This is a genomic window from Megamonas funiformis (assembly GCF_010669225.1).
In the GTDB taxonomy this organism is placed as follows: Bacteria; Bacillota; Negativicutes; order Selenomonadales; family Selenomonadaceae; genus Megamonas; species Megamonas funiformis.
In genome coordinates this window covers 1,645,280-1,671,156 of sequence record NZ_CP048627.1, presented here as the reverse complement: position 1 = coordinate 1,671,156, position 25,877 = coordinate 1,645,280, and the positions used below count along the sequence as shown (strand labels likewise).

General features: G+C 29.8%; 24 protein-coding genes and 3 riboswitches. Of the genes, 19 read left to right on the top strand and 5 right to left on the bottom strand.

Features of this window, described 5'->3' with window-relative positions; genetic code table 11:
* Positions 1 to 38: 38 nt before the first annotated feature.
* The 15 genes from GXM21_RS08480 to GXM21_RS08410 all read left to right on the top strand — a co-directional run bounded on the left by GXM21_RS08480 (position 39) and on the right by GXM21_RS08410 (position 15,321).
* A complete protein-coding gene (locus tag GXM21_RS08480; RefSeq protein ID WP_008537399.1) occupies positions 39 to 245 on the top strand; it encodes a hypothetical protein in 207 nt (68 codons plus the stop codon).
* A gap of 69 nt (positions 246 to 314) precedes the next feature.
* A complete protein-coding gene (locus tag GXM21_RS08475; RefSeq protein WP_008537400.1) occupies positions 315 to 518 on the top strand; it encodes a hypothetical protein in 204 nt (67 codons plus the stop codon).
* A 92-nt stretch (positions 519 to 610) separates the two neighbouring features.
* Positions 611 to 1,090, top strand: coding sequence for an HMA2 domain-containing protein (locus tag GXM21_RS12930; protein ID WP_008537401.1), 480 nt, complete (start codon positions 611 to 613; stop codon positions 1,088 to 1,090).
* 14 nt (positions 1,091 to 1,104) lie between these two features.
* The gene (locus tag GXM21_RS08465) at positions 1,105 to 1,728 is read left to right on the top strand and encodes an HMA2 domain-containing protein (RefSeq protein WP_008537402.1); all 624 of its coding nucleotides are present in this window, start codon (positions 1,105 to 1,107) and stop codon (positions 1,726 to 1,728) included.
* Complete coding sequence (locus GXM21_RS08460; protein ID WP_008537403.1) at positions 1,728 to 3,857, top strand: heavy metal translocating P-type ATPase; 2,130 nt, start codon at positions 1,728 to 1,730, stop codon at positions 3,855 to 3,857. Before GXM21_RS08465 ends, GXM21_RS08460 begins: the two co-directional genes overlap by 1 nt.
* 155 nt (positions 3,858 to 4,012) lie before the next feature.
* Positions 4,013 to 5,152 carry an ABC transporter ATP-binding protein gene (locus tag GXM21_RS08455; protein ID WP_008537404.1) on the top strand — a complete coding sequence of 380 codons (1,140 nt, stop codon included), beginning with the start codon at positions 4,013 to 4,015 and terminating at the stop codon, positions 5,150 to 5,152.
* Entirely contained in the window at positions 5,149 to 6,735 is a 1,587-nt protein-coding gene (locus GXM21_RS08450; protein ID WP_008537406.1) for an ABC transporter permease/substrate-binding protein, read from the top strand. Before GXM21_RS08455 ends, GXM21_RS08450 begins: the two co-directional genes overlap by 4 nt.
* Positions 6,736 to 6,818: 83 nt before the next feature.
* Positions 6,819 to 7,178 (top strand): YitT family protein, encoded by a 360-nt coding sequence (locus GXM21_RS13150; protein ID WP_008537407.1) that lies wholly within the window; start codon positions 6,819 to 6,821, stop codon positions 7,176 to 7,178.
* Positions 7,171 to 7,704, top strand: coding sequence for a YitT family protein (locus GXM21_RS13145; RefSeq protein WP_008537408.1), 534 nt, complete (start codon positions 7,171 to 7,173; stop codon positions 7,702 to 7,704). Before GXM21_RS13150 ends, GXM21_RS13145 begins: the two co-directional genes overlap by 8 nt.
* Before the next feature lie 77 nt (positions 7,705 to 7,781).
* Positions 7,782 to 8,543 (top strand): MurR/RpiR family transcriptional regulator, encoded by a 762-nt coding sequence (locus GXM21_RS08435; protein WP_008537409.1) that lies wholly within the window; start codon positions 7,782 to 7,784, stop codon positions 8,541 to 8,543.
* Positions 8,544 to 8,758: 215 nt separating this feature from the next.
* Positions 8,759 to 9,949: an MFS transporter gene (locus tag GXM21_RS08430; RefSeq protein WP_008537410.1), complete on the top strand. Its 1,191-nt coding sequence runs from the start codon at positions 8,759 to 8,761 to the stop codon at positions 9,947 to 9,949.
* Between the two features lie 77 nt (positions 9,950 to 10,026).
* On the top strand, positions 10,027 to 10,503 hold the full coding sequence (locus tag GXM21_RS08425; protein WP_008537411.1) for a MarR family winged helix-turn-helix transcriptional regulator: 477 nt from the start codon (positions 10,027 to 10,029) through the stop codon (positions 10,501 to 10,503).
* 326 nt (positions 10,504 to 10,829) lie between these two features.
* A complete protein-coding gene (locus GXM21_RS08420) occupies positions 10,830 to 12,161 on the top strand; it encodes a 6-phospho-alpha-glucosidase (RefSeq protein ID WP_008537412.1) in 1,332 nt (443 codons plus the stop codon).
* A 158-nt stretch (positions 12,162 to 12,319) separates the two neighbouring features.
* Positions 12,320 to 14,395 (top strand): alpha-glucoside-specific PTS transporter subunit IIBC, encoded by a 2,076-nt coding sequence (locus tag GXM21_RS08415; protein ID WP_008537413.1) that lies wholly within the window; start codon positions 12,320 to 12,322, stop codon positions 14,393 to 14,395.
* 119 nt (positions 14,396 to 14,514) lie between these two features.
* Positions 14,515 to 15,321, top strand: coding sequence for a 2-thiouracil desulfurase family protein (locus GXM21_RS08410; protein WP_008537414.1), 807 nt, complete (start codon positions 14,515 to 14,517; stop codon positions 15,319 to 15,321).
* A gap of 93 nt (positions 15,322 to 15,414) precedes the next feature.
* On the opposite strand, the gene GXM21_RS08405 is transcribed toward GXM21_RS08410, so the two are convergent.
* Both GXM21_RS08405 and GXM21_RS08400 read right to left on the bottom strand, forming a co-directional pair.
* Positions 15,415 to 17,679, bottom strand: coding sequence for a glycogen/starch/alpha-glucan phosphorylase (locus GXM21_RS08405; RefSeq protein WP_008537415.1), 2,265 nt, complete (start codon positions 17,677 to 17,679; stop codon positions 15,415 to 15,417).
* A 297-nt stretch (positions 17,680 to 17,976) separates the two neighbouring features.
* The gene (locus GXM21_RS08400; RefSeq protein WP_008537417.1) at positions 17,977 to 18,393 is read right to left on the bottom strand and encodes a cupin domain-containing protein; all 417 of its coding nucleotides are present in this window, start codon (positions 18,391 to 18,393) and stop codon (positions 17,977 to 17,979) included.
* Positions 18,394 to 18,590: 197 nt separating this feature from the next.
* Here GXM21_RS08400 and GXM21_RS08395 point away from each other — a divergent pair, with 197 nt between their 5' ends.
* The gene (locus tag GXM21_RS08395) at positions 18,591 to 18,929 is read left to right on the top strand and encodes a hypothetical protein (protein WP_008537418.1); all 339 of its coding nucleotides are present in this window, start codon (positions 18,591 to 18,593) and stop codon (positions 18,927 to 18,929) included.
* Positions 18,930 to 19,017: 88 nt separating this feature from the next.
* Here the strand turns inward: GXM21_RS08395 and GXM21_RS08390 are convergent, their stop codons facing one another.
* The 3 genes from GXM21_RS08390 to GXM21_RS08380 are packed head-to-tail and all read right to left on the bottom strand — an operon-like array spanning position 19,018 to position 20,887.
* Positions 19,018 to 19,869 (bottom strand): energy transducer TonB, encoded by an 852-nt coding sequence (locus tag GXM21_RS08390; protein ID WP_008537419.1) that lies wholly within the window; start codon positions 19,867 to 19,869, stop codon positions 19,018 to 19,020.
* On the bottom strand, positions 19,869 to 20,282 hold the full coding sequence (locus GXM21_RS08385) for an ExbD/TolR family protein (RefSeq protein ID WP_008537420.1): 414 nt from the start codon (positions 20,280 to 20,282) through the stop codon (positions 19,869 to 19,871). Before GXM21_RS08385 ends, GXM21_RS08390 begins: the two co-directional genes overlap by 1 nt.
* Positions 20,279 to 20,887 carry a MotA/TolQ/ExbB proton channel family protein gene (locus tag GXM21_RS08380; RefSeq protein WP_008537421.1) on the bottom strand — a complete coding sequence of 203 codons (609 nt, stop codon included), beginning with the start codon at positions 20,885 to 20,887 and terminating at the stop codon, positions 20,279 to 20,281. Before GXM21_RS08380 ends, GXM21_RS08385 begins: the two co-directional genes overlap by 4 nt.
* 121 nt (positions 20,888 to 21,008) lie before the next feature.
* Positions 21,009 to 21,182, bottom strand: a riboswitch (cobalamin riboswitch).
* A 147-nt stretch (positions 21,183 to 21,329) separates the two neighbouring features.
* Positions 21,330 to 21,501: riboswitch (cobalamin riboswitch) on the top strand.
* A 47-nt stretch (positions 21,502 to 21,548) separates the two neighbouring features.
* A riboswitch (cobalamin riboswitch) is annotated at positions 21,549 to 21,735 on the top strand.
* A gap of 159 nt (positions 21,736 to 21,894) precedes the next feature.
* Here GXM21_RS08380 and GXM21_RS08375 point away from each other — a divergent pair.
* From GXM21_RS08375 to GXM21_RS08365, 3 genes are all read left to right on the top strand, one after another.
* Entirely contained in the window at positions 21,895 to 23,832 is a 1,938-nt protein-coding gene (locus tag GXM21_RS08375; RefSeq protein ID WP_008537422.1) for a TonB-dependent receptor plug domain-containing protein, read from the top strand.
* 108 nt (positions 23,833 to 23,940) lie between these two features.
* Positions 23,941 to 24,903: a TIM barrel protein gene (locus tag GXM21_RS08370; RefSeq protein WP_008537423.1), complete on the top strand. Its 963-nt coding sequence runs from the start codon at positions 23,941 to 23,943 to the stop codon at positions 24,901 to 24,903.
* Between the two features lie 5 nt (positions 24,904 to 24,908).
* Positions 24,909 to 25,877 carry an ABC transporter substrate-binding protein gene (locus GXM21_RS08365; RefSeq protein ID WP_083826918.1) on the top strand — a complete coding sequence of 323 codons (969 nt, stop codon included), beginning with the start codon at positions 24,909 to 24,911 and terminating at the stop codon, positions 25,875 to 25,877.

Sequence of the window (25,877 nt, the reverse complement as noted above, 5' to 3'; positions counted from 1 at the left end):
TTTTGATATTTAGTATAAAAATAAACGGAGGCTTTTAAATGACGACAGGTGATATCGCTACTTGGATTATAGCTTTGATAATATTTATAGCTTTTGTTTTTGGTATGAAACGCATATATCATAATTTTTCTTCAGGAAAATGTGATTCTTGTGGTACAAATAATGGTTGTTCTGGCGGTTGCCATTGTGATTGCTGTGGAACAGATAATAAGCTAATTTCTAAGGTCAAAGATAAACAGCATTGATAATGATTATAGGCATTTTGCTTTATAATAAAAGGTCTATTATATATTATATTAAAAGGAGTCTTGATTATGTTTACAAGAACAGATTTTTGGATTGGTTTAGCTGTAGGTGTGGTAGCAGGTGCATTTGGTTATAAATATATGCAAAATCGTGTTCAGCAACAACCTGTTATTGCGGAAGGACAAGAACAAGTGTCTATGGAAGAACTTGTTCGTCAAAAAGAAGCTTTAGAAGATATGATTGCTGCACAGCAAGCTGCTGAAGTTAAATAATTTCAATAAAAAAGGAGTGTTTATTAAAACACTCCTTTTTTAAAATCTATGTGTATTTTTATAAAAAATAATTATTATATGGAGAATGTATTATGAAAAAGATGAGTTTAGGAATTCCTTTAGCTGTTGGAATGACAGGTACTGTTTTATCTTTGGTAACAGGAAGTAAAAAAATACATACTGTATTTGGAATAGCTTGGACAGCTTTATCTTTAGCACATGCGTATCAATATAAAAAAGTGATGAAAAATAATGTGAGGAAGGGTTTTAGTCAAATGAATATTCTAAATGCAGTGGGTATACCAACATCTAAGATGGATTGGTTTTTAAAATCAGTAACAGTAGGTTCTTATATACCAGGACGTATTCGTGTTTATAGTAAAGCTTTAATAAATAATGCACAATTAAAGTTAAAAGTTGAAGAAACTATGGCTAAATATAATGAACTAGACAAAGTTACTATAAATACAATAACAGGTTCTGTTCTTATTGAATATCAACCAGCAAAAATAAAAACTAATAAAGAACTTTGTGAGATTGAAGCATATATAAAAAAACGTGCAAATAGATAAGTGGGGTGGATTTTATGTCATATGCATCTGGTATGGCTATTGGATTAACTATTGGACAACAATTATTAAAATTTTTTTCTAAAGATGGAGGAAATAATAAAATTTTTAGTTTTTCAGAACTACATCAAGGATTGAATACTATAAATGAAGAAATAAAAGCACAAAGTTTTCGTTTGGCACATGCTATAAAAGGGCGTCGCCGTTATTATATTGATGCTTTAAAACAAAATGAAAAATTAGCTAAAGTATTAAGTTTAAAATTGAAAGAGTTACCATATATAAAAGAAGTTACTACTAATATTAATACGGGAAGTTTACTTATTATATATAGTTGTGTAGAAAATATTATAGATGATATATTTGCACAGTTGAAAAACAAGGTATTTGCTTTTAAACATAAAGTAACCCAAATGAGTAATCAAGCAACTACTATGGCTAGTGATACTATTTTAATGGTAGTGAAAGAGATAAATGAATGGGTTAAGAAAAAAACAAATAATGTCATAGATTTACGTGTACTAGTATCAAGTTTTTTTGCTTTAAGAGGTATACGTAAGATTTTAACTATGGGGCAACGTCCTAATGGACCACAAATGCTATGGTGGGCATTTTCTATTTTGAGAGGAATTGGTAAATAATGACGAATCAAACTATGAGATATTGTCAAATTCCATTACAATCTTATTTAACTGTAAATCAAAGAAATAAATTGACTTTACGTTTACATGCAATTAAAAATGTTGTTCTAGTAAGATATTATTCAAAGGCAGTACGTATATTTTATAAAGATAGTATAAATAAATTAGCAATTATACAGGTTTTAGGTTATAAAGTAAATATACCGGTAGTTAATAAACCAAAAGAAACTTTGCCAGTGAAGAAAGATATCAATAATGAATTACAAGCTTATAAACGAGATGCAATTATTTCTTTAGTAGGCTTTGTGGGTTTACAAGTATTGAAAAAATTTGCTCCGCAAGTATATACAAGTTTAAATATTGTGCGTAGTTTATTTGTATTGGGAATTGCACGTAATGTAATTAAAAATGGTTTAAAAGGTTTAATAACAGATGGTCAGCCAAATGCTGATACACTTACTTCGACAGCTGTTATTGCTTCAGTATTAGCAGGTAAACCAGAATCTAGTTTAAGTTTAATGACACTTTCTAATGTAGCCGAAATGCTTACTATTTATGCAGCAGAACGAGCTAGAAAACATATATCTAGTTTGTTGAAATTAGATCAACAATATGTATGGCGTGTAGAAGATGATGGACATGAAGTAAAAGTACCCATAGAAACTATTAAGGTAAATGATGTTATTGCAGTGCATACTGGAGAAAAGATTTGCGTTGATGGCAAGGTTTTAAGTGGTAATGCGGCAATTGACCAAGCTTCAATAACAGGTGAATCCAATCCTGCTTTAAAAGGACAAGATGATCCAGTATATGCAGGTTCAGTAGTACAGGGTGGACAACTTACTATTTTAGTACAGAAAGTAGGAGATGATACATCTCTTGCTAGAATTGTGCATTTAGTAGAAGATGCACAAGCTCGCCGAGCTCCTGTACAAAATTTTGCTGATAGAATGGCGAATATGTTAGTTCCTATTTCTTTTATAGGGGCAGCTATTGTTTATGGAGCAACTCGTGATTGGCAACGTGTACTTAATTTATTATTTATTGATTTTTCTTGTGGTTTAAAATTATCTACGGCAACAGCAATATCAGCAGCAGTAGCTACTGCTGCAAAACAAGGAATTTTAATAAAAGGTGGTAACTATATTGAAGCTTTAGCTGATATTGATACTGTAGTTATGGATAAAACAGGAACAATTACAGTAGGTGAGCCGAAAATAGTAGAAACACATACAGCTGAGGGTGTTTGTGAAAAAGAAATGATATTATTAGCAGCATCAGCAGAAATTCATTCAGTTCATCCATTGGCAGTGGCTATTCAAAATTATGTAGAGGAACAAGGTTGGAAAGTACCAGACCACATAGATTCAGATACAGTAGTTGCTCATGGTATGGAAGCAAATGTGGATGATTTTGATGGATTTAAAGGTGGACATATTATTGTAGGCAGTCATCATTTTATGATGGATAGAGAAGTAACAGGTCTAGATAATTTTTCTGATATAGAAACTATGCCAGGTCATAATATCTTATATGTAGCACGTGATGCTAAGCTTATGGGTTTAATTGTTATTAATGATCCAATACGTCCACAAATGAAAAAAACTTTTAATCAGATGCGTCGGCATGGTATTGATGAAATTGTAATGCTTACAGGAGATAGTGAAGAAGTAGCTAATACTGTAGCACATAAAATGGGAATTGACAATTATTATGCAGAAATTTTACCAGAAGATAAAGCTGAAATTGTAAATAGACTACAGAAAAATGGACATGTATTAATGGTAGGAGATGGTATAAATGATGCGCCAGCATTAGCTTTTGCTGATGTAGGGGTAGCATTAGGTGGTCGTCGAACAGATATTGCTGTAGAATCTTCGGATATCACAATTAATTCGGATAATCCAATAAAATTAATGGACGCTTTAGAACTTGGTCAAAATACTATGAAATTAATTCGTCAAAATTTTACAGCTACAATTACTATTAATTCGGCGGCAATGCTTCTTGGTGCTTTGGGTAGAATTAATCCACTTGTAGCAGCTATTATTCATAATACGGCTACTTTAGCGGTAGTATTAAATAGTAGTAGAATTTTGATGGGAAAAGATAATTTTTTTAATAAATAAATAATAAATTAAAATAGGTGTGATTTTTCATACCTATTTTTTTATTTGATGAATTTTTATATAGTCTTAATACTATGTTGATAAGTATTAAGGCTATTTTTATGTTATTTAAGGTATTATATACGTAATCTCAATTATCAATTAGGAGGACTATTGTGATTACATTTGAAGAAGTAGACAAGGCTTATAAAGAAAAACTTGTACTACACAAAATTAATCTCACAATCAATGATGGTGAATTTGTGGTGTTAATAGGTTCATCTGGTTGTGGAAAAACAACTTTATTGAAAACTATAAATAAATTGGAGACTGTGGATAGAGGCTTAATAAAGATAGATAATGTTTCAATACGTCAGCAAAATACTTTAGAGCTTCGTAGACGTATTGGGTATGTTGTTCAAGATGCAGGATTATTTCCACATATGACGATTTATGATAATATTGCAACTGTGTTAAGAATAAATAATTATGATAGCAATAATATAGAAAATCGCATTGATGAATTATTAGAAATGGTGGATTTAGACCCAAATAGTTATAAATATTTATATCCGTGTCAATTGTCTGGAGGTCAAAAGCAGCGTGTAGGCGTAGCTAGAGCTTTTGCTACTAATCCAGATATTATTTTAATGGACGAGCCATTTAGTGCTTTAGACCCTGTAACACGTAGTGATTTACAAGATGCAGTAGTAAAATTACAAAAGCAATTCAAGAAGACTATTGTCTTTGTAACTCATGATATGGACGAAGCTATAAAATTAGCTGATAAAATATGTATTATTCAAAAAGGTTGGATTGTACAATATGATACTCCAGAAAATATTTTGAAAAATCCTGCCAATGAATATGTACAAAATTTTGTGGGCAAAAATAGATTGTGGTCTAATCCAGAATTTATCAAAGCTAGTGATATTATGTTGAAAAATCCATGCAAAATTTCTGTAGATAGAACGATTATTCAAGCGTTGCAAGTAATGAATCATGCTCGTGTTGATAGTGTACTAGTTACGGAAGATAATAAATTTTTGGGAATTGTATGGCTAGCTGATTTACAGAATTTTGATTCATATAGTGGTTCATTAAAGAATTTTATATCAGATGATTATCATGCAGTATATGAAAATACTTCGTTGAAAGAAATTACTAATACAGTAGATTATAATCATTTCGGCATTGTTCCAGTATTGGATTTAAAAAATGAATTAGTAGGCTATTTAACAAAAAGTAGGCTATTATCAGTGCTTAGTCGTCAATATCAAGATAGTGTAAGACAAAAGGACGGAATTTTAGCATGAATAGTTCATTACTAGCTTTATTTTTAGATAAATATCCAGATGTATGGCTTCGTTTTATGGAGCATATGAACATGACTACAATGGCGGTATTATTATCTATAGCTATCGGGGTACCATTAGGTATTTTGATAACTAGAAATAAAACTGCGTCAAATATAGTTATTGGAATAGCCAATTTAATGCAAAGTATACCATGTATTGCGCTGTTAGCATTTTCTGTACCATTTGTAGGCATTGGAGAAAAGCCTGCTATTATCATGGTAATAATTTATGCTTTATTGCCAATTATAAAAAATACTTATACAGGTATTAGCAGTATTGACCCTAAACTTAGAGAAGCTGCAGAAGGAATAGGTTTATCTAGTTGGCAAAAATTAATTAAAGTAGAAATGCCACTTGCCATGCCTTTTATTATGGCAGGAATACGAATTAGTACGGTAGCAGCTGTGGGAACAATGACTATTGCTGCTTTTGCCGGAGCTGGCGGCTTAGGTTGGTTTATTAATATGGGGCTTATTGGTCTTAATATTGATATGGTTTTATTAGGAGCTATTCCAGCATCAGTTTTAGCTTTATTAATTGATTATATGTTAGCTAAAGCTGAAAATCTATTAGTGCCAGAAGGGTTAAAACCAGCAGGACAAATAAAAAATGATAAATTAGAAAAACATACATTCCAAAAAGTAGTAGTAGCAGGATTGTGTACTTTATTGGTGATAATGCCACTTGGTGTTAAAGGTTATGCTTATATAAAAGATGCTACTCAGAAAACAATTGTAGTAGGTACATCTAATTTTACAGAAGTATTTATTTTGGGATATATGTATGAAGATTTAATTGAACATTATACTGATTTTAAAGTAGAGCGTCGTTTTAACTTAAATGGTGCAGATTTTTGCTTTAGTGCTTTGACAAATGGTGATATTGATACTTTTGTAGAGTATTCAGGTACAGCTTTGATGAATTTTTGTAAATTGCCAATGAATTCAGATTCAGAAGTGGTATATAATCAAGTATCAGAGACATTATTAAATAAATATAATGTAGTAACGTCTAAACCATTAGGTTTTAATAATACTTATGTGTTAAGTGTTCGTCCAGATTTTGCTAAAGAACACAATCTAGAGAAAATGAGTGATTTGTTAGCTATCTCTAGTGATGTAACACTTGGTTGTACAGCTGAGTTTTTGCATCGTGAAGATTGCTTGCCAGGATTGGAAGCGAAATTTGGCACACAATTTAAAGATGTAAAAGCTTTAGATGCTACTATTCGTTATCAAGCAGTAGCAAATGGAGAAGTCGATGTAGTAGATGCTTTTTCCACGGACGCTTTGCTAAAAAAATTGAATTTACAGGGGTTACCTGATGATATGGGATTTTTCCCACCATTTTATGCAGTATCATTTACTAGAGGCAAATTATTAGAGCAGCACCCAGAATTAAAAGATGTATTTGCTAAATTAGATGGTCAAATATCTGATGAAGAAATGAGAAACATGAATTATGCTGTAGATGTAGAAGGTAGAGATGCTCATGAAGTGGCACATGAATTTTTAGTACAAAAAGGGCTACTTCCTGAATAAAAAAGTGATAGATAAAACCTAGGGCAAAATGCTCTGGGTTTTATTTGTCTATAAAAATAGATGTTTTAGAAAAAGGTGAAAATATGCAATTAAAATTATGTTTAAAGTCATTATTTGACATGAAAGCATTGGGATATATTATAAGTGGTTCATTGCTATATTCTATAGGATTTAATGTATTTATATTGCCTTGTGATTTATATAATGGTGGTTTTTTGGGAATTTCTCAGATAATGATTTATGTGATAGAAAATATAATAGAAATTGATTTGGGTGAAGGTAATTATACAGGGATTATTTATTTTTTGCTCAATTTACCATTGTTATATATTTCTTTAAAGCGTTTTGGTGGAGATTTTATCATCAAAACTATTTTTTGTGTAATATGTTATAGTGTATTGTTGAGTATTGTGCCAGTACCAGAAAAAAAGTTTTTTGCCTGAAAATATTACTGCATGTATTGCCGGCGGAGTTCTTTGTGGTATAGGTGCTGGCATTACTTTATTATCAAAAGGCAGTGGTGGTGGTGAAGAAATATTAGGATTATTGTTGATGCAAAAATATAAAAGTATGAGTGTAGGTAAAATATTTAATATTATAAATGTATTTGTATTTACTACTTGTATGTATATATATGATATTTCAGCTGGTGTATATTCGATTTTTTTTGCAGTAGTAACGGCTGTTGTTATTGATAGAGTACATTTACAGAATATTACTATGACGATGTTGATTATCTCAAAAAAAGAACAGCTTGAGGATTTGATTTTTAAAGCTGTTCATCGAGGAGTAACTAAAATTAAGGGGATTGGTGCATACAGTGGCGAAGAAACTAATATTTTATTGACAGTAGTGTCCAAAGATGAAGCATTAATTTTGCGTAAAATTCTTTGTGATTATGATGAAAATGTATTTATTATTGAAGATGAAAGCATAAATGTAGTAGGAAACTTTCAAAAAAGATTATAAAAATTTTAGTTAAAACAAGGATTTCTATTTGTTATGAAGAATATATATTAAATTATGTTTTTTAAGGAGATATTCAAATGACATTAGAAGAATTGGTTAATAGTAAATTAGATAAATTAAATCCGACAGATTTAATCGTATGGCGTTATATTTATGCACATAAAAAAGAATGTTGTTACATTTCTATTTATGATATAGCTGATAATTGTAATGTTTCACGAACAACAGTGCTTCGTTTTGCTAAGAAATTAGGTCTTGATGGTTTTAGTGATTTGAAAATGATGTTAAAAATGGAAATAAGTCAAGCGAGAGAAAAGCCATCAATGGATATTGCTGAAGCAACAGTAAATTTATGCAAAAATGTAGGGGAAGAAATAGCAAAACAAGATTTCACAAGATTAAATAAATTATTACATAATGCTAAAAGAATATTTGTCTATGCTTCAGGTCATGTACAGAAAAATGTTGCTAGTGAAATATCACGTTTATTTGTTAATTGTAATGTTTTAGTTTATGAGATAAAAGGTCCTGATGAAATAGGAATTATTTTAAAAAATATAACAGAAAATGATTTATTTATTATTATTTCTTTAAGTGGTGAGTCTAAAAAAGTAGTAGATGTAGCACAAAAATTATATTTACAAAAAATTCCTATTATTTCTTTGACAAAATTAAAAAGTAATACATTAGCAACACTCAGCACAGAAAATATATATGTTACGCCTATAGATTTGCCAGCTACTGTAGATTTTGAATATAAGTCTATGTTAGGTTTTTTCTTAGCAGTAGAAATGTGGTTTGTTAGTTATAGCCAATATTGTGCAGAACAAATAGAGTAATGAACTTTAAACAGTATTTTATATTTTTAAAATACTGTTTTTATTGTATTTAGAAGATTTTAAAATATTTTATAAAATAAACATTTTCAAGATATATTGACATGTTAAATCATAAAGTTTATATTAAATATTGTCTTATAATTAACTAGTTAATTATAAATATAGCTTATTAGTTAACTAGTTAATTCATGAGGATTATTGAAAGGAAGGGTAAAATGTCAAATATAAAATTATGGACAAGAAATTTTATAACTTTAGTTGGTGCTAATGGATTATTATTTGCAGGTTTTCATTTTTTATTACCTACTTTACCACTATATGCTGCGTCAATTGGAGCTAGTGGTGCAGAAATTGGAATTATAACAGGAATTTTTGGTTTTTCTGCAATATTTATTCGTTTATTTACAGATGCAGGTGTGCGTAAATTTGGTAAGAAGAAATGTTTATATTTAGGTTTGCTTTGTTCTTTTTTAGCTACTTTGAGCTATGATATGTTTACATCAGTTTATTCTTTGATAGCAGCACGTATTTTACATGGTATAGGTTTTGGTCTTAGTACGACTTTTGCAGCTGCTTTGGTTGCTGATGTAATTCCAGCTCAAAGACGTGGAGAAGGCATTGGTTATTTTGGTCTTGGCAGTACAGTGGCTATGGCTGTAGCTCCTGCTTTGGGTGTTATGTTATTGACTGATTTTAGTGCAAATATATTATTTTTTACTTCAATGATAGTTACCTTTTTGTCTGCTGTTAGTGCAAAATTATGTAATGCGAAAGAAGCTCCTTTACCAACTGAGAAAAAGCATATGTCTATCCGTCATAAGTTGTGTGAATATGGTACAGGAATACCTTCAATATTGACAATTTTATTTGGTGCAGCATATGGCAGTGTAAATACTTTTATTGCAATGATGACTAGTGAAGTAGGTATTGAAAATGCAGGTTTATTCTTTATAGTTGGTACTATATTTGTATTTATCTCTAGACCTTTTGGCGGGCGTATTTTTGATAGTAAAGGTGGCTTCTGGGTAATTTTACCAGGCGGTATTTTATATTTGATTGGATTAGGAATATTAGTTTCAGCACAATCTTTAACTGTATTATTAGTAGCTTCTGTATTCTATGGTTTTGGAGGCGGTTTATTATTGCCTTCTCTTATGACATGGATGCTTAATGTTGTTACTCCAGACCGTCGTAGTGGTGCTAGTGCTACTTTTTATAATATGTTAGATATTGGTACAAGCAGTGGTATTATTTTATTAGGCAGTGTAGCTGGTTCAATTGGTTATGTTAATATGTATTATTATGTAATCGGTGTTATGGTAATATTTATAGCATTCTTCATGTTTAATCATTTCGTTTTACAAAAGAAAGTAAAAAAGCAAAATCAACAGGAAGAACTCGCTTAAATAAAAATATGAGTTGTCATATAAGAGATTTTCTGCTATAACGAAGAATATAGTTAGCAGAAAGGAATTAGTATGATATGGATAGGATAAAAGAAGTGGATAGTGAAAAATATCCTCAAATAGATGATAGATTAGATGATTTATTAATTCATCAACTTTATCAAACGATGAGAGCTTTTTCAAAAACGCTTAATAGTGAGATTTATACAGCAGATGTATATAGTTCTGAGTGGTCTATTTTGAAAATGGTTAAAGAACATGATAATATATCACAGTTAGAATTAGCCAATTGTTTGAATGTAGAACCAGCAGCTATATCTAAAACAATAAAAAAGATGGAAGAAAAAAATCTTGTTAAGCGTCAACGCATTCAAGGAAAAAGAGAAAAATATATATTTCTTACTGAGCATGCGATAGAGCTTTATGATTTTTTAGAAAAACGAGTAACAAAACATCGTGTTAAAGCATTGAAGGGCTTAACGGCAGAAGAAAGATATACATTATTTAAATTATTACATCGCATTTGTCAAAATACGTTGACAGTAGATGAATAGAAAAAATATAATATATTATCAGCTGAGAATATTGTTAAAGATATTTGAGGCTGATTTTTTTATGTGATAAAGTAATTCGGTAAATATTTATATCAATTTTGGGAAATAATAAAAGCATTAGTATTTATAATATATATAGTGTTTTAATAGTGATGTGATATATCACATGGGCTGTGATAAAGTGCAAGTGAAGGTAACAAAATCCTAAAACCCTTGAAACTATTGAATTTATGAGTGTATTAGATTATTATATAGCCATGAGGTTGATAAAAAACAAAAACTAATACATAAATGAAATTTATGATTAAAGAAAAGGGGTTTTAATTATGAAAAAATCTTCAATTGTAATTGCAGGTGGCGGAAGTACTTTTACACCAGGTATTGTAATGATGCTTTTAGATCATGCAGACCGTTTCCCACTTCGTCAGATTAAATTTTATGATAATGATGCAGAACGTCAGGAAAAAATTGCTAAAGCATGTGAAATCTTATTAAAAGAACGTGCTCCTGAAATTGCATTTTCTTATACAACAGATCCAAAAGAAGCATTCACTGATATAGATTTTGTAATGGCTCATATTCGCGTTGGTAAATATGCAATGCGTGAAAAAGATGAAAAAATTCCAATGAAACATGGCGTATTTGGTCAAGAAACTTGTGGCCCTGGTGGAATTGCTTATGGTATGCGTTCTATCGGTGGAGTTATTGAAATCTTAGATTATATGGAAAAATATTCTCCAAATGCTTGGATGCTCAACTACTCTAACCCAGCAGCTATCGTAGCTGAAGCAACTAGAAGACTTCGTCCAAATTCTAAAATCATCAACATCTGCGATATGCCAGTAGGTATTGAAGATAGAATGGCTGAAATTTTAGGTCTTCCAGGTGGCAGAAAAGACATGACTGTTCGCTATTATGGACTCAATCATTTTGGTTGGTGGTGTGATATCCGCGATAAAGATGGTAATGATTTAATGCCACGTATCAAAGAACATGTTGCTAAATATGGTTATATTGTAAATCCAGAAGCTCATAATGATGAAGCTAGTTGGAATGATACTTTTGGCAAAGCTAAAGATGTTTATGCTGTTGACCCAGATACATTACCAAACACATATTTAAAATATTACTTATTCTCTGATTATGTATTTAATCATGACAATCAACATCCAGACCATACTCGTGCAAATGAAGTTATGGAACATCGTGAAAAAAATGTATTTGCAGCAGCTAAAGAAATTGTAGAAAAAGGTACAGCTGTTGATTGTAAATTCCAAAGTGATGATCATGCAAGCTATATCGTAGACCTTGCAGAAGCTATTGCTTTCAATAAAAAAGCTCGTATGCTTTTAATCGTACCAAATGATGGTGCTATTTCTAACTTTGATCCAACAGCTATGGTAGAAATTCCTTGTATCGTTGGTTCTAATGGTTATGAAAAAGTTTGCATCGGTAAAATTCCTCAATTCCAAAAAGGTTTGATGGAACAGCAAGTATCTGTAGAAAAACTTGTTGTAGAAGCATGGATTACAGGTAGCTATCAGAAATTATGGCAAGCACTCACTTTATCTAAAACAGTACCAAGTGCATCTGTAGCAAAAGCTATTTTAGATGATTTAATTGAAGCAAATAAAGATTATTGGCCTGAATTAAAATAATAAAGAGAAGTATATATTAAGAGAATTGTATTACTAAAAAATCAAGGCACAGAGCATATTACTTTGTGCCTTGATTTTTGAATAAAGTATTCAGAAGTTTTACATAAATAGTAATATTAGTGTAATATTTAAGGGAATGAGAAAGGTTGGCGAGAGAAATGGCATTTAATAAAGATGTTGTGATGCAAAAAATTCAACGTTTTGGTGGTGCGATGTTCACACCGGTCATAATGTTTGGGGTTTTTGGTATCTTTGTAGCAGTGTCAATTTTGTGTAAAAATCCAATGATATTAGGTTCTATAGCCGAAAAAGGTACGGGTTGGTATGATTTTTGGTATATTGTCGAACAAGGTGCTTGGACAGTATTTAATCAATTACCTTTATTATTTGTAATTGGTCTACCTATTGGTTTGGCTAAAAAAGAAAATGCTAGAGCTGTAATGGAAGCATTTTTAATATATCTTATTTTTAATTATTTTATATCCGCAATGCTCAATTTATGGGGAGCAAGTTTTGGCGTAGATTTTGCACAAGAAGCTGTTCCAGGTAGTGGTCTGACAACAATTGCTAATATTAAAACACTTGATACAAGTATGGTTGGTGCTATTTTAATTTCTTCAATAGCTGTATGGTTACATAATAAACTATTTGATGTTGATGTACCAGAATGGCTTGGTCTGTTTAAAGGTTCTTCTTTAGTTGTTATTGCAGGTTTTGTACTAATGTTACCTATAGCACTTTTATTCTGCTTGATTTGGCCACATTTCCAATCATTAATCGCATCATTACAAGGTTTCTTGACTGGTGCAGGTGTACTTGGTGTTTGGGTATATACATCCCTTGAACGTATTTTAATACCAACAGGTCTTCATCATTTTATCTATATTCCATTTATTTATGGTCCAGCAGTTGTAGATGGTGGTATACAGGCTTATTGGCTTCAACATATTCAAGAATTTGCTCAATCAACAAAACCTCTTATTGAATTATTCCCACAAGGTGGTTTTGCTTTACATGGTATGAGTAAAATGTTTGGTTGCCCTGGTATCGCACTTGCTATTTATTTCTCTGCTAAGAAAGAAAATCGTAAAAGAGTGGGTTCTTTGTTATTCCCAGCAGCAATTGTAGCAGTATTATGTGGTATTACTGAACCTCTTGAATTTACATTCTTATTCGTTGCTCCTGTATTGTTCTTAATTCATGCAATTTTAGCTGGTACTTTAGCAGCTACTATGTATTTCTTTGGTGTAACTGGTAATTTTGGTGGTGGTTTACTTGATACAGATTTATTCCAAAACTGGATACCACTTTTCAATAATCATTGGGACACATATCTCACACAAATAATCATTGGTTTAATCTTCACATGTATTTGGTTTGTTGTATTTAGATTTTTAATTGTAAAACTTAATTTGAAGACTCCTGGTCGTGGGGATGACGAAGAAATCAAACTTTATAGAAAAGCTGATTACAAACAAAAAGTAGCAGGCGATGAACGTGATAGAAAAGCTGCTGCATTTTTAGAAGCTTTAGGTGGTAAAAATAATATCGTAGATGTTACAAACTGTGCTACTCGTCTTCGTGTAACTGTAAAAGATGATAGTTTAGTAAAAGATACAAATGTATTTATGGCAGCAGGTGCTCATGGATTAGTTCATAATGGTTGTGCTATTCAAGTAATTGTAGGTCTTTCTGTACCACAAGTTCGTGAACGTTTTGAAGCTTTACTTCAAGGTCCTGATGTACTTCAAAAAGAAGAATTAGTTTCTAACACAGATAAATCTCCAAGCTTAAAAGCTTTTGCAACTGGTGATTTAGTGTCTATTGAAAATGTACCTGATGAAGCATTTGCTTCTCGTGCTATGGGCGATGGTGTAGCAATTATTCCAACTGAAAAATATATTACAGCACCAGCTAATGGTTCTGTTATGATGGTAATGGAAGAAACAGGACACGCTCTTGGTCTTAAACTTGATACAGATATGGAAATTTTAATTCATATAGGTATTGATACAGTTAATATGAAAGGCGATGGCTTCAAAGTTTTAGTCAAAGCTGGCGATGAAGTAAAAGTTGGCGATAAATTAGTAGAAATTGATATTGAAAAAATCAAAAGAGCTGGATATAATCCAATCACTATAATGATAGCTACTAATTTTGACCAATATAGCTTATTAAAATTTGAAAAAGAACAAAAAGTAATTGCAGGCAAAACAACTGTAAGCACATATTAATAAAATTAAGGCAAAATATAATGGTAAAATATTATATTTTGCCTTTTTGCTATAATTTTTATAATATAATAGAAAGAGTGATATAAATATAATTAAAATTTAAGATATAAGGTGAAGATATGAAAAGTATAAGAGTTGTAGCAGCTATAATTAAAGATAAAGATAAAATTTTGGCAACTAAAAGAAGTTATGGGGAGTTTAAAGGTGGTTGGGAATTCCCTGGTGGAAAGATAGAAGAAGGAGAAGATAAAAAAACAGCATTAATTAGAGAAATAAAAGAAGAATTAAATGCTAATATTGAAATTGATAGCTACTTTGCTACGATAGATTATACGTATCCTAATTTTCATATGATTATGGATTGCTATATTTGCAGTATAGATGATTTTGCAATCAATGAAGAAATACATGATGAGGCAAAGTGGCTGACAAAAGATGAATTAGATAGTGTGAATTGGCTGGCAGCTGATGAAAAAATCGTAAATAAATTAAAAATATATTTAAGTTCAAAGATTGCAGTAAGTGCTTGTCTTTTAGGTGGTAATTGTAGATATAATGGCAAAAATAATTATAATGAAGAAATAGAGCATTTGCTAAAAGATAAAGAAGTATATAAAATTTGCCCAGAAGTATTGACAGGACTTAGTATTCCTAGAAAGCCTGTAGAAATAAAAGATAATAAAGTCATAACACAGGATAATGAGGATATGACAGAGATTTTTCTTCATGGTGTAGATATGGCATGGGAAAAATTAAAAGATAAAAATATAGATTTAGCTATATTGAAGGCGAATAGTCCAACATGTGGCAGTAAAACAATTTATGATGGAACTTTTTCCCATACATTAGTAGAAGGAAATGGATTGTTTGCTAAATTATTAAAAGATAATAAAATCATGGTAATCAGTGAAAAAGATATAGAATAAAAAAATACCTAATGAGTTTATGTGATAAATTTTGCTTTATACATAGCTCATTAGGTATTTTTTATAGAATTAAATTATTAAGTTTGTTTAGACTTATTTGTCTAAATGCCAAATATCATTATTATATTCAGCTATTGTGCGGTCACTGGAGAAGTAACCAGCGTTAGCAATATTGATTAAAGATTTTTTAGCCCAAGCTAAGCGGTCTTCGTAATCATTATATGCTTGGTCTTTTGTTTGAATATAAGCTTTTAAATCTAATAAACTCATGAACCAGTCTTTAGAAATTAATTCGTGATGTAAACGATGGAGATTTTCTGTCTGTCCAATAGAAGTCATTTCTTCAGAAATTAAGAAGTCTACTGCATTTTTAATGATTTCATCATTATTATAGTATTTTCCTGCATCATAATCATTGTTGTTGTAATGAGCGATAACATCATCACTGCTTTCGCCGAAGATATAGATATTGTCATCGCCAACAAGTTCATGAATTTCTACATTAGCGCCATCTTCAGTACCGATTGTAATAGCACCATTGAGCATGAATTTCATATTACCAGTACCACTAGCTTCTTTACTTGCAAGAGAAATCTGTTCAGAGAAATCGCAAGCAGGAATGAGTTTTTCAGCGTTAGTTACATTGTAGTTTTCTACCATTACCACTTGAATATATTTAGAAGCTACAGGGTCTTTAGCGATAATATCTTGAAGACATAAGATAGCATGAATTATATCTTTAGCAATGATATAAGCTGGTGCAGCTTTAGCGCCAAAAATGAAAGTAATAGGTGTAGAAGGAACATAACCACTGCGGATTTTTTGAAGAAGTTGAATGATATAGAGTAAATTCATTTGTTGACGTTTATATTCATGTAAACGTTTAATTTGAATATCAAAAATGCTATTTGGATTTAAAGTCAAATGCATTGTTTTATTTAAATAGTTGCATAAATCCTGTTTACGATTTTGTTTGATAGTTAAGAGTTTATTTAAAACAGTTTCATCATCAACAAATTTCAATAAATCTTTTAATTTTGTAGCATCAGTTTTGTATTCATCACCAATTAAAGATGTGATATATTGACTTAACTCATGGTTGCAATGCAATAACCAACGGCGAAAAGTGATCCCATTTGTTTTGTTGTTGAATTTTTCTGGGTATAATTCATAGAAAGCTTTTAATTCGCTATTTTTAAGAATTTCAGTATGCAAGGAAGCAACACCATTGATACTATAGCCAAAATGAATATCCATATGAGCCATATGCACAAGGTTATGCTCATCAATGATTTGTACAGCTTTGTTATCACTGCGAGATTTAGCAATAGCATTTAATTCTTGAATAGTAGAAATGAGTTGAGGTACTACTTGTTTTAAATCTTCAAGATGCCATTTTTCAAGTGCTTCAGCCAAGATAGTGTGGTTTGTGTATGCACATGTTTTGGATACGATATCAATAGCTTCATGTAAATCGATACCTTCTAAAACTAAGCGATTGATTAATTCAGGAATTACCATAGATGGATGTGTATCATTGATTTGGATACATACATATTTATAAAGTTCATGTAAATCATGTCCTTTAGCTTTTTCTTCCATCAAGATTAATTGTGCAGCATTGCTTACCATGAAATACTGTTGATAGATACGAAGCATTTGACCTTCTTTGGTGCTATCATCAGGATAGAGGAATAAAGTTAAATTTTTACGAATGTCTTTTTGGTCAAAAGAAATACCATCATTGACGATAGTTTCGTCAATAGTATCAATATCGAAAAGATGTAATTTATTTAATCCTTTTTGATAGCCTAATACATCAATATCATATAGTTTGGAATGAACAGTAAAACCATTAAATTCGACATCAAAACCAATATTAGTATCATTTAACCAAGATTTATCTGTAATCCATGGATTTTTTTCTTCTTTTTGAAGATGATTTTCAAATTTTTGTTTGAATAAACCAAAATGGTAATTTAAACCTACACCATCTCCAGATAAATTTAAAGTTGCAATAGAGTCTAAGAAGCAAGCAGCAAGTCTTCCAAGACCACCATTACCTAAAGATGGTTCGAGTTCAATTTCTTCTATATCACTTAAATTTTTGCCATTATCAGCAAGTAATGTTTTTATTTCATCATAAATACCTAAATTTATTAGGTTGTTAGATAATAATTTACCTATTAAAAATTCAGCAGAAATATAATAAAGTTTACGAGGGGTTGAAGTTGGTTTTCTGTCATTGCTTAAATTTTTTACTAGCATTAATAATCCAGTATACAATTCTTCATTTGTACAATCTTCAATTGTTTTATTAAATTGAGTTTGTAAAATATTAGTTAATTTAGTTTGCATATTTTCTACTCCTTTAATATTAAACTTTGATTATGCACCACTATATTTAGATTAGAGAATAAGCAATATTTTGTAAAGGTTATTCTCTAGTTCTATATTATAATATATAGTGTCAATACTTAAGGTTTTTTCTAAAGAGTAAGAAAAAAGAATTAATTACATATATTAAATACATAGATATTAAAAGTTTAAATTTCTTTAGAGTAGATAATAAAAACTGCACTTCTAAAATTATATTAGGTTAATTTTAAAAATGCAGTTTCTAGTTTATAAATTTAATTTTATCTGGAATCTTTATTATTTTAATTGCAAATATTCTTCATCAGTTACAGGTTCAAGCCATTCGTTAGAGCCACCAACAGCAGGAACTTCAATAGCTAAATGAGAAAAGAAACTATCTTTTGTAGCACCATGCCAATGTTTTACTTCTGCAGGAATATTGACAACATCGCCAGCTTTTAATTTTTGAGCAGGTTTTCCCCATTCTTGATAATATCCTTCGCCAGCTGTTACTAATAACATTTGACCGCCTTTATGATGAATATGCCAATTGTTGCGACAAGCAGGTTCAAAAGTAACGTTACCAATAGAAACACCTGTAGTAGTTAGCATATTCAAATGAACTTGACCAATAAAAAATTTACTGAATTGTTCTGGTAATTTATCTCCTAAAGGAAAAATTAAAGAATTACTAAATTCTTTTAATGTAGACATATTATTACCTCCAAATAAATATTTTTCTATATATTGTTATACTACTTGGAGTGAACTTCAAGTCAAGGTTTTAAATAAAATATTATGTATATTAAAATGGATTTCTCATTTGAAAAAGTATTTTATCTATGATAAAATATCTATAAAGTTCAGTTTTCCGAACTAATAGCTTTAATATTTAAAGGTATGGTGATATTATGGCAAATTTGAATAATTTCATGTTTAAGGTAAAAGATTATAATAAAAATAAATCAAATAATATTGTAAATAGTAATATTACTTTTAATGAATATGCAGATAAATGGTTAAAAGAATATCATTTACAGATAAGAAAATTAGATTTGCCTATAGTTATTAATAATATAAATATTGGTAAATATTATTTTGGTCAAAAGAGATTAAAAGATATTACTTCTTTGGATTATCAACAATTTTTGATGAATTATTCTTTAGGGAGAAAGAAATCTTCTGTAGAACAGGCAAATTCAATTATTCAAAGTTTATTAAAATCGGCATTAAATAAAAAATATATATAATTATTAAATTTTTAGTTTTAATTTATTTATTAATTAAGACTAAATTCTGTATAGTGCAGAATTTAGTCTATTTTTTTATATAGATATTTTATTTTAATTGAAATGTAAATTGTTGAGTAGCATAACATCTAACATCTTGTCCGTTAGTATTTTTAGCTGGTAAAAATTGCCATTTATATGCTGTATTTAAAGCTGCTTCATCAAGTGCAGAACTTCCTGAAGAAGAAATTATTTCAGCAGATTCTATACTGCCATCTTTACCAATAAGAAAACGTACTATGGATACGCCTTCAATTTTATTATTGCGTTCTTTAATAGGATACTTTGGAGTAGGACTTTTTATTATTCTGGGAGGAATTGCAGGGTTACTATAAACATTATCATCATTATCATCGTTACCATCGCTATCTCCTACACCAGAACCACTGCCTGATCCAGAACTTTCACCATCACCTGTTCCTTCACTAGAACCAGAGTCTGTACCAGCTCCATTACCAGAACCTGTATCATCATTAGTATTTATAGTAGCATTATTACCGTTATGATGATTAGAATGTTCAACGTTATTATTTATTGGTGGAGCAATTACTGCTTCCTCTGTAGTTATTTCATGTTTTTCCACTTTTTCTTGTAATTCTTGAATTTGTTCGTAAGTTACATTAGTGGTAGCTATGTCAGAATGTTGTAAAATACTATCTGGAGTTATAGGAGCTTGCTCTACTGGCGCAGGCTCTAAAGGTGGTGTATAAGTAGAGTCTGTGATATTCGCTGATGCACTGCCTCCACCACTTCCGCTTACAGAAGTTATTTCCACAATTTCATCATATTGTGGTAGAGTAGTGAATTTTAATAATCCAGTGATAGAAATAAAAAGAAATATAAATATGTGAAATAAAAATGAACCAATTATACTGATTTTCTTTCGTTTTTGTTCATCCATTAATTACCACCCGCTCCATTTGTTGCTAAACCAAAACGAGTGATACCAGCTTTTTTTAATGTATCAATAAAAGAAACTACTTTGTCATAATTAATATCTTTATCTGCTCGAATAATAATAGCAAATGATGGATTATTTTTTTGCTCTTTAGTTGCTTGCATTAATAATGTTTGAATATCTGTTTGTTGGTCTTCTAGATAAATACTACCATCATCCTTTAGGGTTACCGTAAAATTAGTTTTGTTATCAATAGCAGCAGAAGTAGCTTGTGGTAAATTTACAGGAATAGTTTTTTGTTCTACCATGTACATCGTACTAAGCATAAAAAATACCAATAAAAAAAACATAATATCAATCATTGGAATGATATTTAAATCAGGTTGTTTAGTCTCACGATAATTTCTTAATTTCATTTATTAGCACCTCTGACTTTAGCCTCAGATAAAGCAGAAAAACATTGTTCCATATTAGTGATAATATTGTTCATTTTATGTGAGAGATAAGAATGAACACATAAAGATAAAATTGCCACACAAAGACCAGAAGCTGTGGCAATTAGAGCTTCACCGATACCACCTGTAATGGCCATTGGTTGACCAGCTTGAATATTAAAAATACTAAATGTGGTAATCATACCAACAATAGTTCCTAAAAGTCCTAAAAGTGGAGCTAATGTGGTAATTACACTTAAATAACTTAATTTTTCACGTAAACGAGACATTACAATATTACCCTTCATTTCCATAAAAGCCTCAGTACGTTCTACTGTAGGCAAAGGACTTGCTTGAGTTAGAATATTAGCACAAGCTCCTTTATGTGTTTTAGCAAATTCAAAAGCTTTTTCTAGCGTTTCTCCAGATAGAATATCGCAATATTGTTTAGTAAATAAATGACCAGAATCAATAGATTTATAAAACAGATATCGTTCAATAGCAATAAAAATAATAACTAGTGAACAAATAAGTAGTGGATACATTACTAATCCACCTTTTTCAAAATACATTAATACATCAGACAAAATATTACCTCCTAAAAATAAAAATACCTTCCTAACCTGAAAAGAAAGGAAGGCATAAATATATAAAATAAATTTAAATTCAGCAATATTATATATTTTCCTATCCATGTCACTCGCAGGAATCGGAAAGATAATATAGGCAGTTCTTCTGGCTTGGAGTCATTGCATAATTTCGCCTTCCCAGTTTCCCAGTGACATAAATGAAATATAGCTCGTCCTTACAGCGGCGGGACCGCATCGGCTTATACCGATTTCTCTATTAAGTACAAAGTACACCTAAATTATGAATTATTCATTTGTTGCATAGAAGTATAGCATTTTTTATAAAAAAAAACAATAGTATTTGATAAAAGATTAAAATTAGATTAAATTTTTATTGACATTAACTATATTATCATTTATAATGCAAAATTGTAATAGATAAATACAATCTATGAAAAGATAAATATAGATAAAGTTAGGTGTAGCAATACTTAATAGAGAAACAGGTGTGAAACCTGTGCTATCCCGTAGCTGTAATGTGGAGCGAGTCTTAAATATGTCACTGGGAAACTGGGAAGGCAAGATGAGCGGTGAAGCAGAGCCAGAAGAACTGCCTAATTTTAGTAGCCAATAAAAGTTACTGCGAGAGACGGTATGGTGAAGTTTTTACATAATTACGCCTTTTGTTGATAACAAAAGGCTTTTTTGTATTTAATTTAAATAAATAGAGAAATTATATGGGGAATCTAGTGAGAATCTAGAGCTGTACCGCAACTGTGTTGGGAGCAGTATTATCAGTATCCTCTCGCAAAGGGATAATATTGCATAGATCTTAGTCAGGGCGCCATTTTTATGTTCATAATTTGCGATGTACAAATTTGAATAGTGCAAATAAACGTAGATATTATTTATATGTTTATAATTAGCACTGTTTTGTCATGCAGTTATGAAAAAAACGACTGCATATATTGTAGTCGTTTTTTTTTATAAAAACTTATATGAATTATAGATATGGAGAGTGTGAAATGAATTTATCAAAGAAAAAATTAGCTATGTGTATATGTTTAGCAACTTTAAATTTAGGCAATAATTATGTAGGAGCAACTGAAGCAACAGAAACAGTTGAACAGTTAAAATCTTATAATTTAGATGAAGTAGTTATAACAGCTACAAAAAGAGAAGAAAATTTAACGGATGCTAATGCTAACATTAGTGTAATAACAAAAGAAGATATAGAACGTATGCATTATAATACTATAGAAGAGGCTCTGCGTACTGTGACAGGTATACAATTTTTAGATTATAATTTACCTGGGTATAGTATGTCAAAAGTTAGAATAAATGGTTCTGATCAAGTTGTAGTATTGATTGATGGTGTTCGTGTATCAATGACAGGTACAGGACAAACATATCCATTTCATTTAGTTAGTGATATGGAAAATATTGAGCGTATAGAAGTTTTAAAAGGCTCAGCGTCTGTATTATATGGTAGCGATGCTAAAGGGGGAGTAATAAATATTATTACCAAGAAAGATACTGAGCCTAAAACCAAAATAACTACTAGTACAGGACGTTTTGGTAAAGAAGAATATAAAATAAGTACTGAAGGTTCATTAGGAGATACAAGTTATAGAATTTATGGACAAAAAGCTATTTCAGGAAAATTCAAAGATGGTAATGATATAGAATGGAAAGCGCATGATAATTCTGAAAATATAGGAGTGATGTTAAAGCAAGATCTTTCAGATAATGCTAATATTATACTAAATTATACAAATGGTGATGATGATTTTTCTTTTTTAGATCATTTATATAATCAAGATATTAAAGGTGAAGCTAAGTCAAGAAATTTGCAAATAATATATAATCAAAAAATAGATGATAGTTTGAGCAATGTATTAAGTTATAATAATGCCAAATTTGAACATGTTGGATTATTACATAATTCAAGAGATGATAGTTGGGGTAATTTCTGGAATAATAGATATAAAAGTACAGTGATAAATGATACTTTAACAAAAATTTTTGGTGATACTCATGTGGTTACTGTAGGTCTTGAGCATATAAAATCCGAAAATTTAAATCCATCAACAGTATGGACACCAGATTATCGTTCCTATGAAACATATCAATCGTTAAAAAATACATCATATTTTTTACAAGATGAATGGATGTTTGATGATAAATGGAAATTAACAAGTGGTATACGCTATGATGATCCATCTGGTGGTCTAGTAGAATTAGAATCAAATACAGCTAAAAGTTTTAATTTAGGATATAATTTTACAGATGATACTAATATATATATAGCATATAATGATTATTTTGTATTGCCATCAATGTATCAACTTTATGATACTAACTATGGTAATGCTAAATTGTTACCAGAAGAAGGCAAAAATTATGAAGTGGGCATTAATCATAAAATTGATGATAGTTCAATGATTAATGCACATTATTTTAAACGTGATTCTGACAGGAATATAGGTTTTGATGTGAAAGAAGATACTTATGTTAATGACAGTGAAAAAGCTCATGGTTTTGATATTCAATATGAAAAATATTTTGATGACTCTTGGCATGGATTATTGAGTTGGTCGAGGTTATCATATACAAATAAAAAAGGAACTACAGATTATGGATATTTACCTAAAAATATGGTAACAGTTGGTGTAGATTATACAAAAGATAAATGGAATATTGGATTAGATGGAAAAGGTTTTATTGGTAGAGATGGCAATAAGGTAGAATCAAAAGGGTGGCCAAGTGATAATTATTGGGTATTCAATTTAGGATTAAATTATAAACCAGAAGATAATCTAAAAGTTTTTGCTAAGGTAAATAATTTATTCAATCAAGAATATGCAGAACAAACTAATGCTATTTGGTGGGGCAGTAAACCAGGTGATTGGTATGGTATGCCAGGTAGAAATTTTGCAGTTGGTATGGAATATGAATTTTAATTTAATATAAAAGATTAGGAAGAAACATATAGAAAATAAAGATTTTCTATATGTTTTCTTCTTAAAATAAGATAATTAAATAATGGATATGAGGAAAGGGTTTAACCTATGGTAAAATATTTATTTAATTATCCAGTTATAGATTGGTATGAAAAAGAACTCCAGTTGATGGGACAATCATTAGGTGAATATGTAGCATCTATGAAATTAGATGGCATAGAACAATTAATTTATGATAATAATATGATATTAAAATATAAAGAATCAACAATAGGTGTACATCTTGAATATTGGTCTTATTGGATAGATTTTTGGTGGAATAATCAGCAACGATTAGATTATATATTTGAAAGTAATGAAGAAAAGAAACATTATTATAAAGCTCAAAATATATATGAATGGATTGAATATATAAAAAAAAATATAACTTTGGCTCTGAATTTAAAACCTCAATATTTAGTATGGCATGTGTCAGAAGCAAATGTTCAAGAAATATTTACTTATAATTTTTATTATAATGATAGACAAGTTTTATTAGCTACTAGTGAAGTTTTTAATGAAGTAGCAAAAATAATACCAGATAATGTACTGATATTATTTGAAAATTTATGGTGGCCAGGATTGCGTTTAAATAGTATGGAGAATGTAGTGTATTTTTTTGAGAAATTAAAACATAATAATGTTGGCATTATGTTAGATACTGGACATTTAATGAATACAAATATAAATTTAACATCAGAATTAGAAGCTAGTATATTTATTAAGGATATTGTAAATAATTTAGGTAGTTTTGCGAGTTTGATAAAAGGAGTACATTTAAATTGTTCATTATCAGGGCAATATCAAAAAAAATTTATTGAACAGCAATTTAAATTTTGTGAATTTGATAAACATAGATTATGGGAACATATTACAAAAATTGATAAACATGAAATTTTTCAAACTAAAGCTCCAAGTTTTTTAATAGATTATATACAACCACAATATGTGGTTCATGAACTTGCTTACGATAATTTAATATTATTACGTAATAAAATAATGGCACAATCAAGAAATTGTAAAATGTATTGAGGTTAATGATTATGAGAAAACTGTGGCTTATAATAGGAATTTTTATCATATTACTAAATATAAGTGGTTGTTTTTGGCAAAAGGAACAAGATAAAAAAGAGACTTTTATACTATATAGTGTAGTAGATGCGACTGGTACACGATTAGATTTTGAAGAGAAGCCAGTTAGAATAATGAGTATGAATATTTCAATTGATGAAGTATTATGGGAAATAGTAGAAAAAGATAGAATTGTAGCATTATCTAAATTAGCCGATGATCCCAAAATTAGTTCTATTAGTAAAGAGGTAAAAAACCTAAAAGGACGAGTTTCTAGTGGGAATATTGAACAGATTTTAGCTTATCAACCGGATTTAATAATAGTGCCAGATTACAATATGGGATTTATAAAATCGTTAAGAAGCTTGGGATTAAAAGTATATGTGTGTAAAACACCAGTAAATGTAGATGAAATATTTACTTATATTAATAAAATCAGTAAAGTTGTTGGTGAACAAGAGAAAGGAGAAAACTTAGTAAAAGAACTTAAAATAAAATTAGCTACAATTACTAAAAATGTTGAAAATAACATTCCTGAAAATAAAAGAAAAAAAGTAATAGTATTAACATCAACTGGTTTATTGGGTAGTAAAGGCACTTTTAGTGATATTTGTTATTATGCTGGAGTAAAAAATTGTTTTGCTGATGAAGATATAATGTTTGAAGGAATTTTTCCTAAAGAATTATTATTAAAGGTAAAGCCTGATATTATCATGATTTCTGATTGGAATTTTAATGTAAATGAAAAATCTAGTATTTTTATTGAAGATATATTAAAAAATCCTTTATACAAAGATTTACCAGCTATAAAAAATAATCAAATATATAAAATTCATAGTAATTATTTGAATTCTACATCACAAAATTTTATTAAGGGTGTAGAGGAAATTACTCTTATAGCGTATCCTGAAATTAATTTTAAGGAGGGCGAATAA

Bases quoted from the DNA above. Each gene is read 5' to 3' on its own strand.
- GXM21_RS08480 (WP_008537399.1), top strand. From the start codon at position 39: ATGACGACAGGTGATATCGCTACTTGGATTATAGCTTTGATAATATTT.
- GXM21_RS08475 (WP_008537400.1), top strand. From the start codon at position 315: ATGTTTACAAGAACAGATTTTTGGATTGGTTTAGCTGTAGGTGTGGTA.
- GXM21_RS12930 (WP_008537401.1), top strand. From the start codon at position 611: ATGAAAAAGATGAGTTTAGGAATTCCTTTAGCTGTTGGAATGACAGGT.
- GXM21_RS08465 (WP_008537402.1), top strand. From the start codon at position 1,105: ATGTCATATGCATCTGGTATGGCTATTGGATTAACTATTGGACAACAA.
- GXM21_RS08460 (WP_008537403.1), top strand. From the start codon at position 1,728: ATGACGAATCAAACTATGAGATATTGTCAAATTCCATTACAATCTTAT.
- GXM21_RS08450 (WP_008537406.1), top strand. From the start codon at position 5,149: ATGAATAGTTCATTACTAGCTTTATTTTTAGATAAATATCCAGATGTA.
- GXM21_RS13150 (WP_008537407.1), top strand. From the start codon at position 6,819: ATGCAATTAAAATTATGTTTAAAGTCATTATTTGACATGAAAGCATTG.
- GXM21_RS08435 (WP_008537409.1), top strand. From the start codon at position 7,782: ATGACATTAGAAGAATTGGTTAATAGTAAATTAGATAAATTAAATCCG.
- GXM21_RS08430 (WP_008537410.1), top strand. From the start codon at position 8,759: ATGTCAAATATAAAATTATGGACAAGAAATTTTATAACTTTAGTTGGT.
- GXM21_RS08425 (WP_008537411.1), top strand. From the start codon at position 10,027: ATGGATAGGATAAAAGAAGTGGATAGTGAAAAATATCCTCAAATAGAT.
- GXM21_RS08420 (WP_008537412.1), top strand. From the start codon at position 10,830: ATGAAAAAATCTTCAATTGTAATTGCAGGTGGCGGAAGTACTTTTACA.
- GXM21_RS08415 (WP_008537413.1), top strand. From the start codon at position 12,320: ATGGCATTTAATAAAGATGTTGTGATGCAAAAAATTCAACGTTTTGGT.
- GXM21_RS08410 (WP_008537414.1), top strand. From the start codon at position 14,515: ATGAAAAGTATAAGAGTTGTAGCAGCTATAATTAAAGATAAAGATAAA.
- GXM21_RS08405 (WP_008537415.1), bottom strand. From the start codon at position 17,679: ATGCAAACTAAATTAACTAATATTTTACAAACTCAATTTAATAAAACA.
- GXM21_RS08400 (WP_008537417.1), bottom strand. From the start codon at position 18,393: ATGTCTACATTAAAAGAATTTAGTAATTCTTTAATTTTTCCTTTAGGA.
- GXM21_RS08395 (WP_008537418.1), top strand. From the start codon at position 18,591: ATGGCAAATTTGAATAATTTCATGTTTAAGGTAAAAGATTATAATAAA.
- GXM21_RS08390 (WP_008537419.1), bottom strand. From the start codon at position 19,869: ATGGATGAACAAAAACGAAAGAAAATCAGTATAATTGGTTCATTTTTA.
- GXM21_RS08385 (WP_008537420.1), bottom strand. From the start codon at position 20,282: ATGAAATTAAGAAATTATCGTGAGACTAAACAACCTGATTTAAATATC.
- GXM21_RS08375 (WP_008537422.1), top strand. From the start codon at position 21,895: ATGAATTTATCAAAGAAAAAATTAGCTATGTGTATATGTTTAGCAACT.
- GXM21_RS08370 (WP_008537423.1), top strand. From the start codon at position 23,941: ATGGTAAAATATTTATTTAATTATCCAGTTATAGATTGGTATGAAAAA.
- GXM21_RS08365 (WP_083826918.1), top strand. From the start codon at position 24,909: ATGATTATGAGAAAACTGTGGCTTATAATAGGAATTTTTATCATATTA.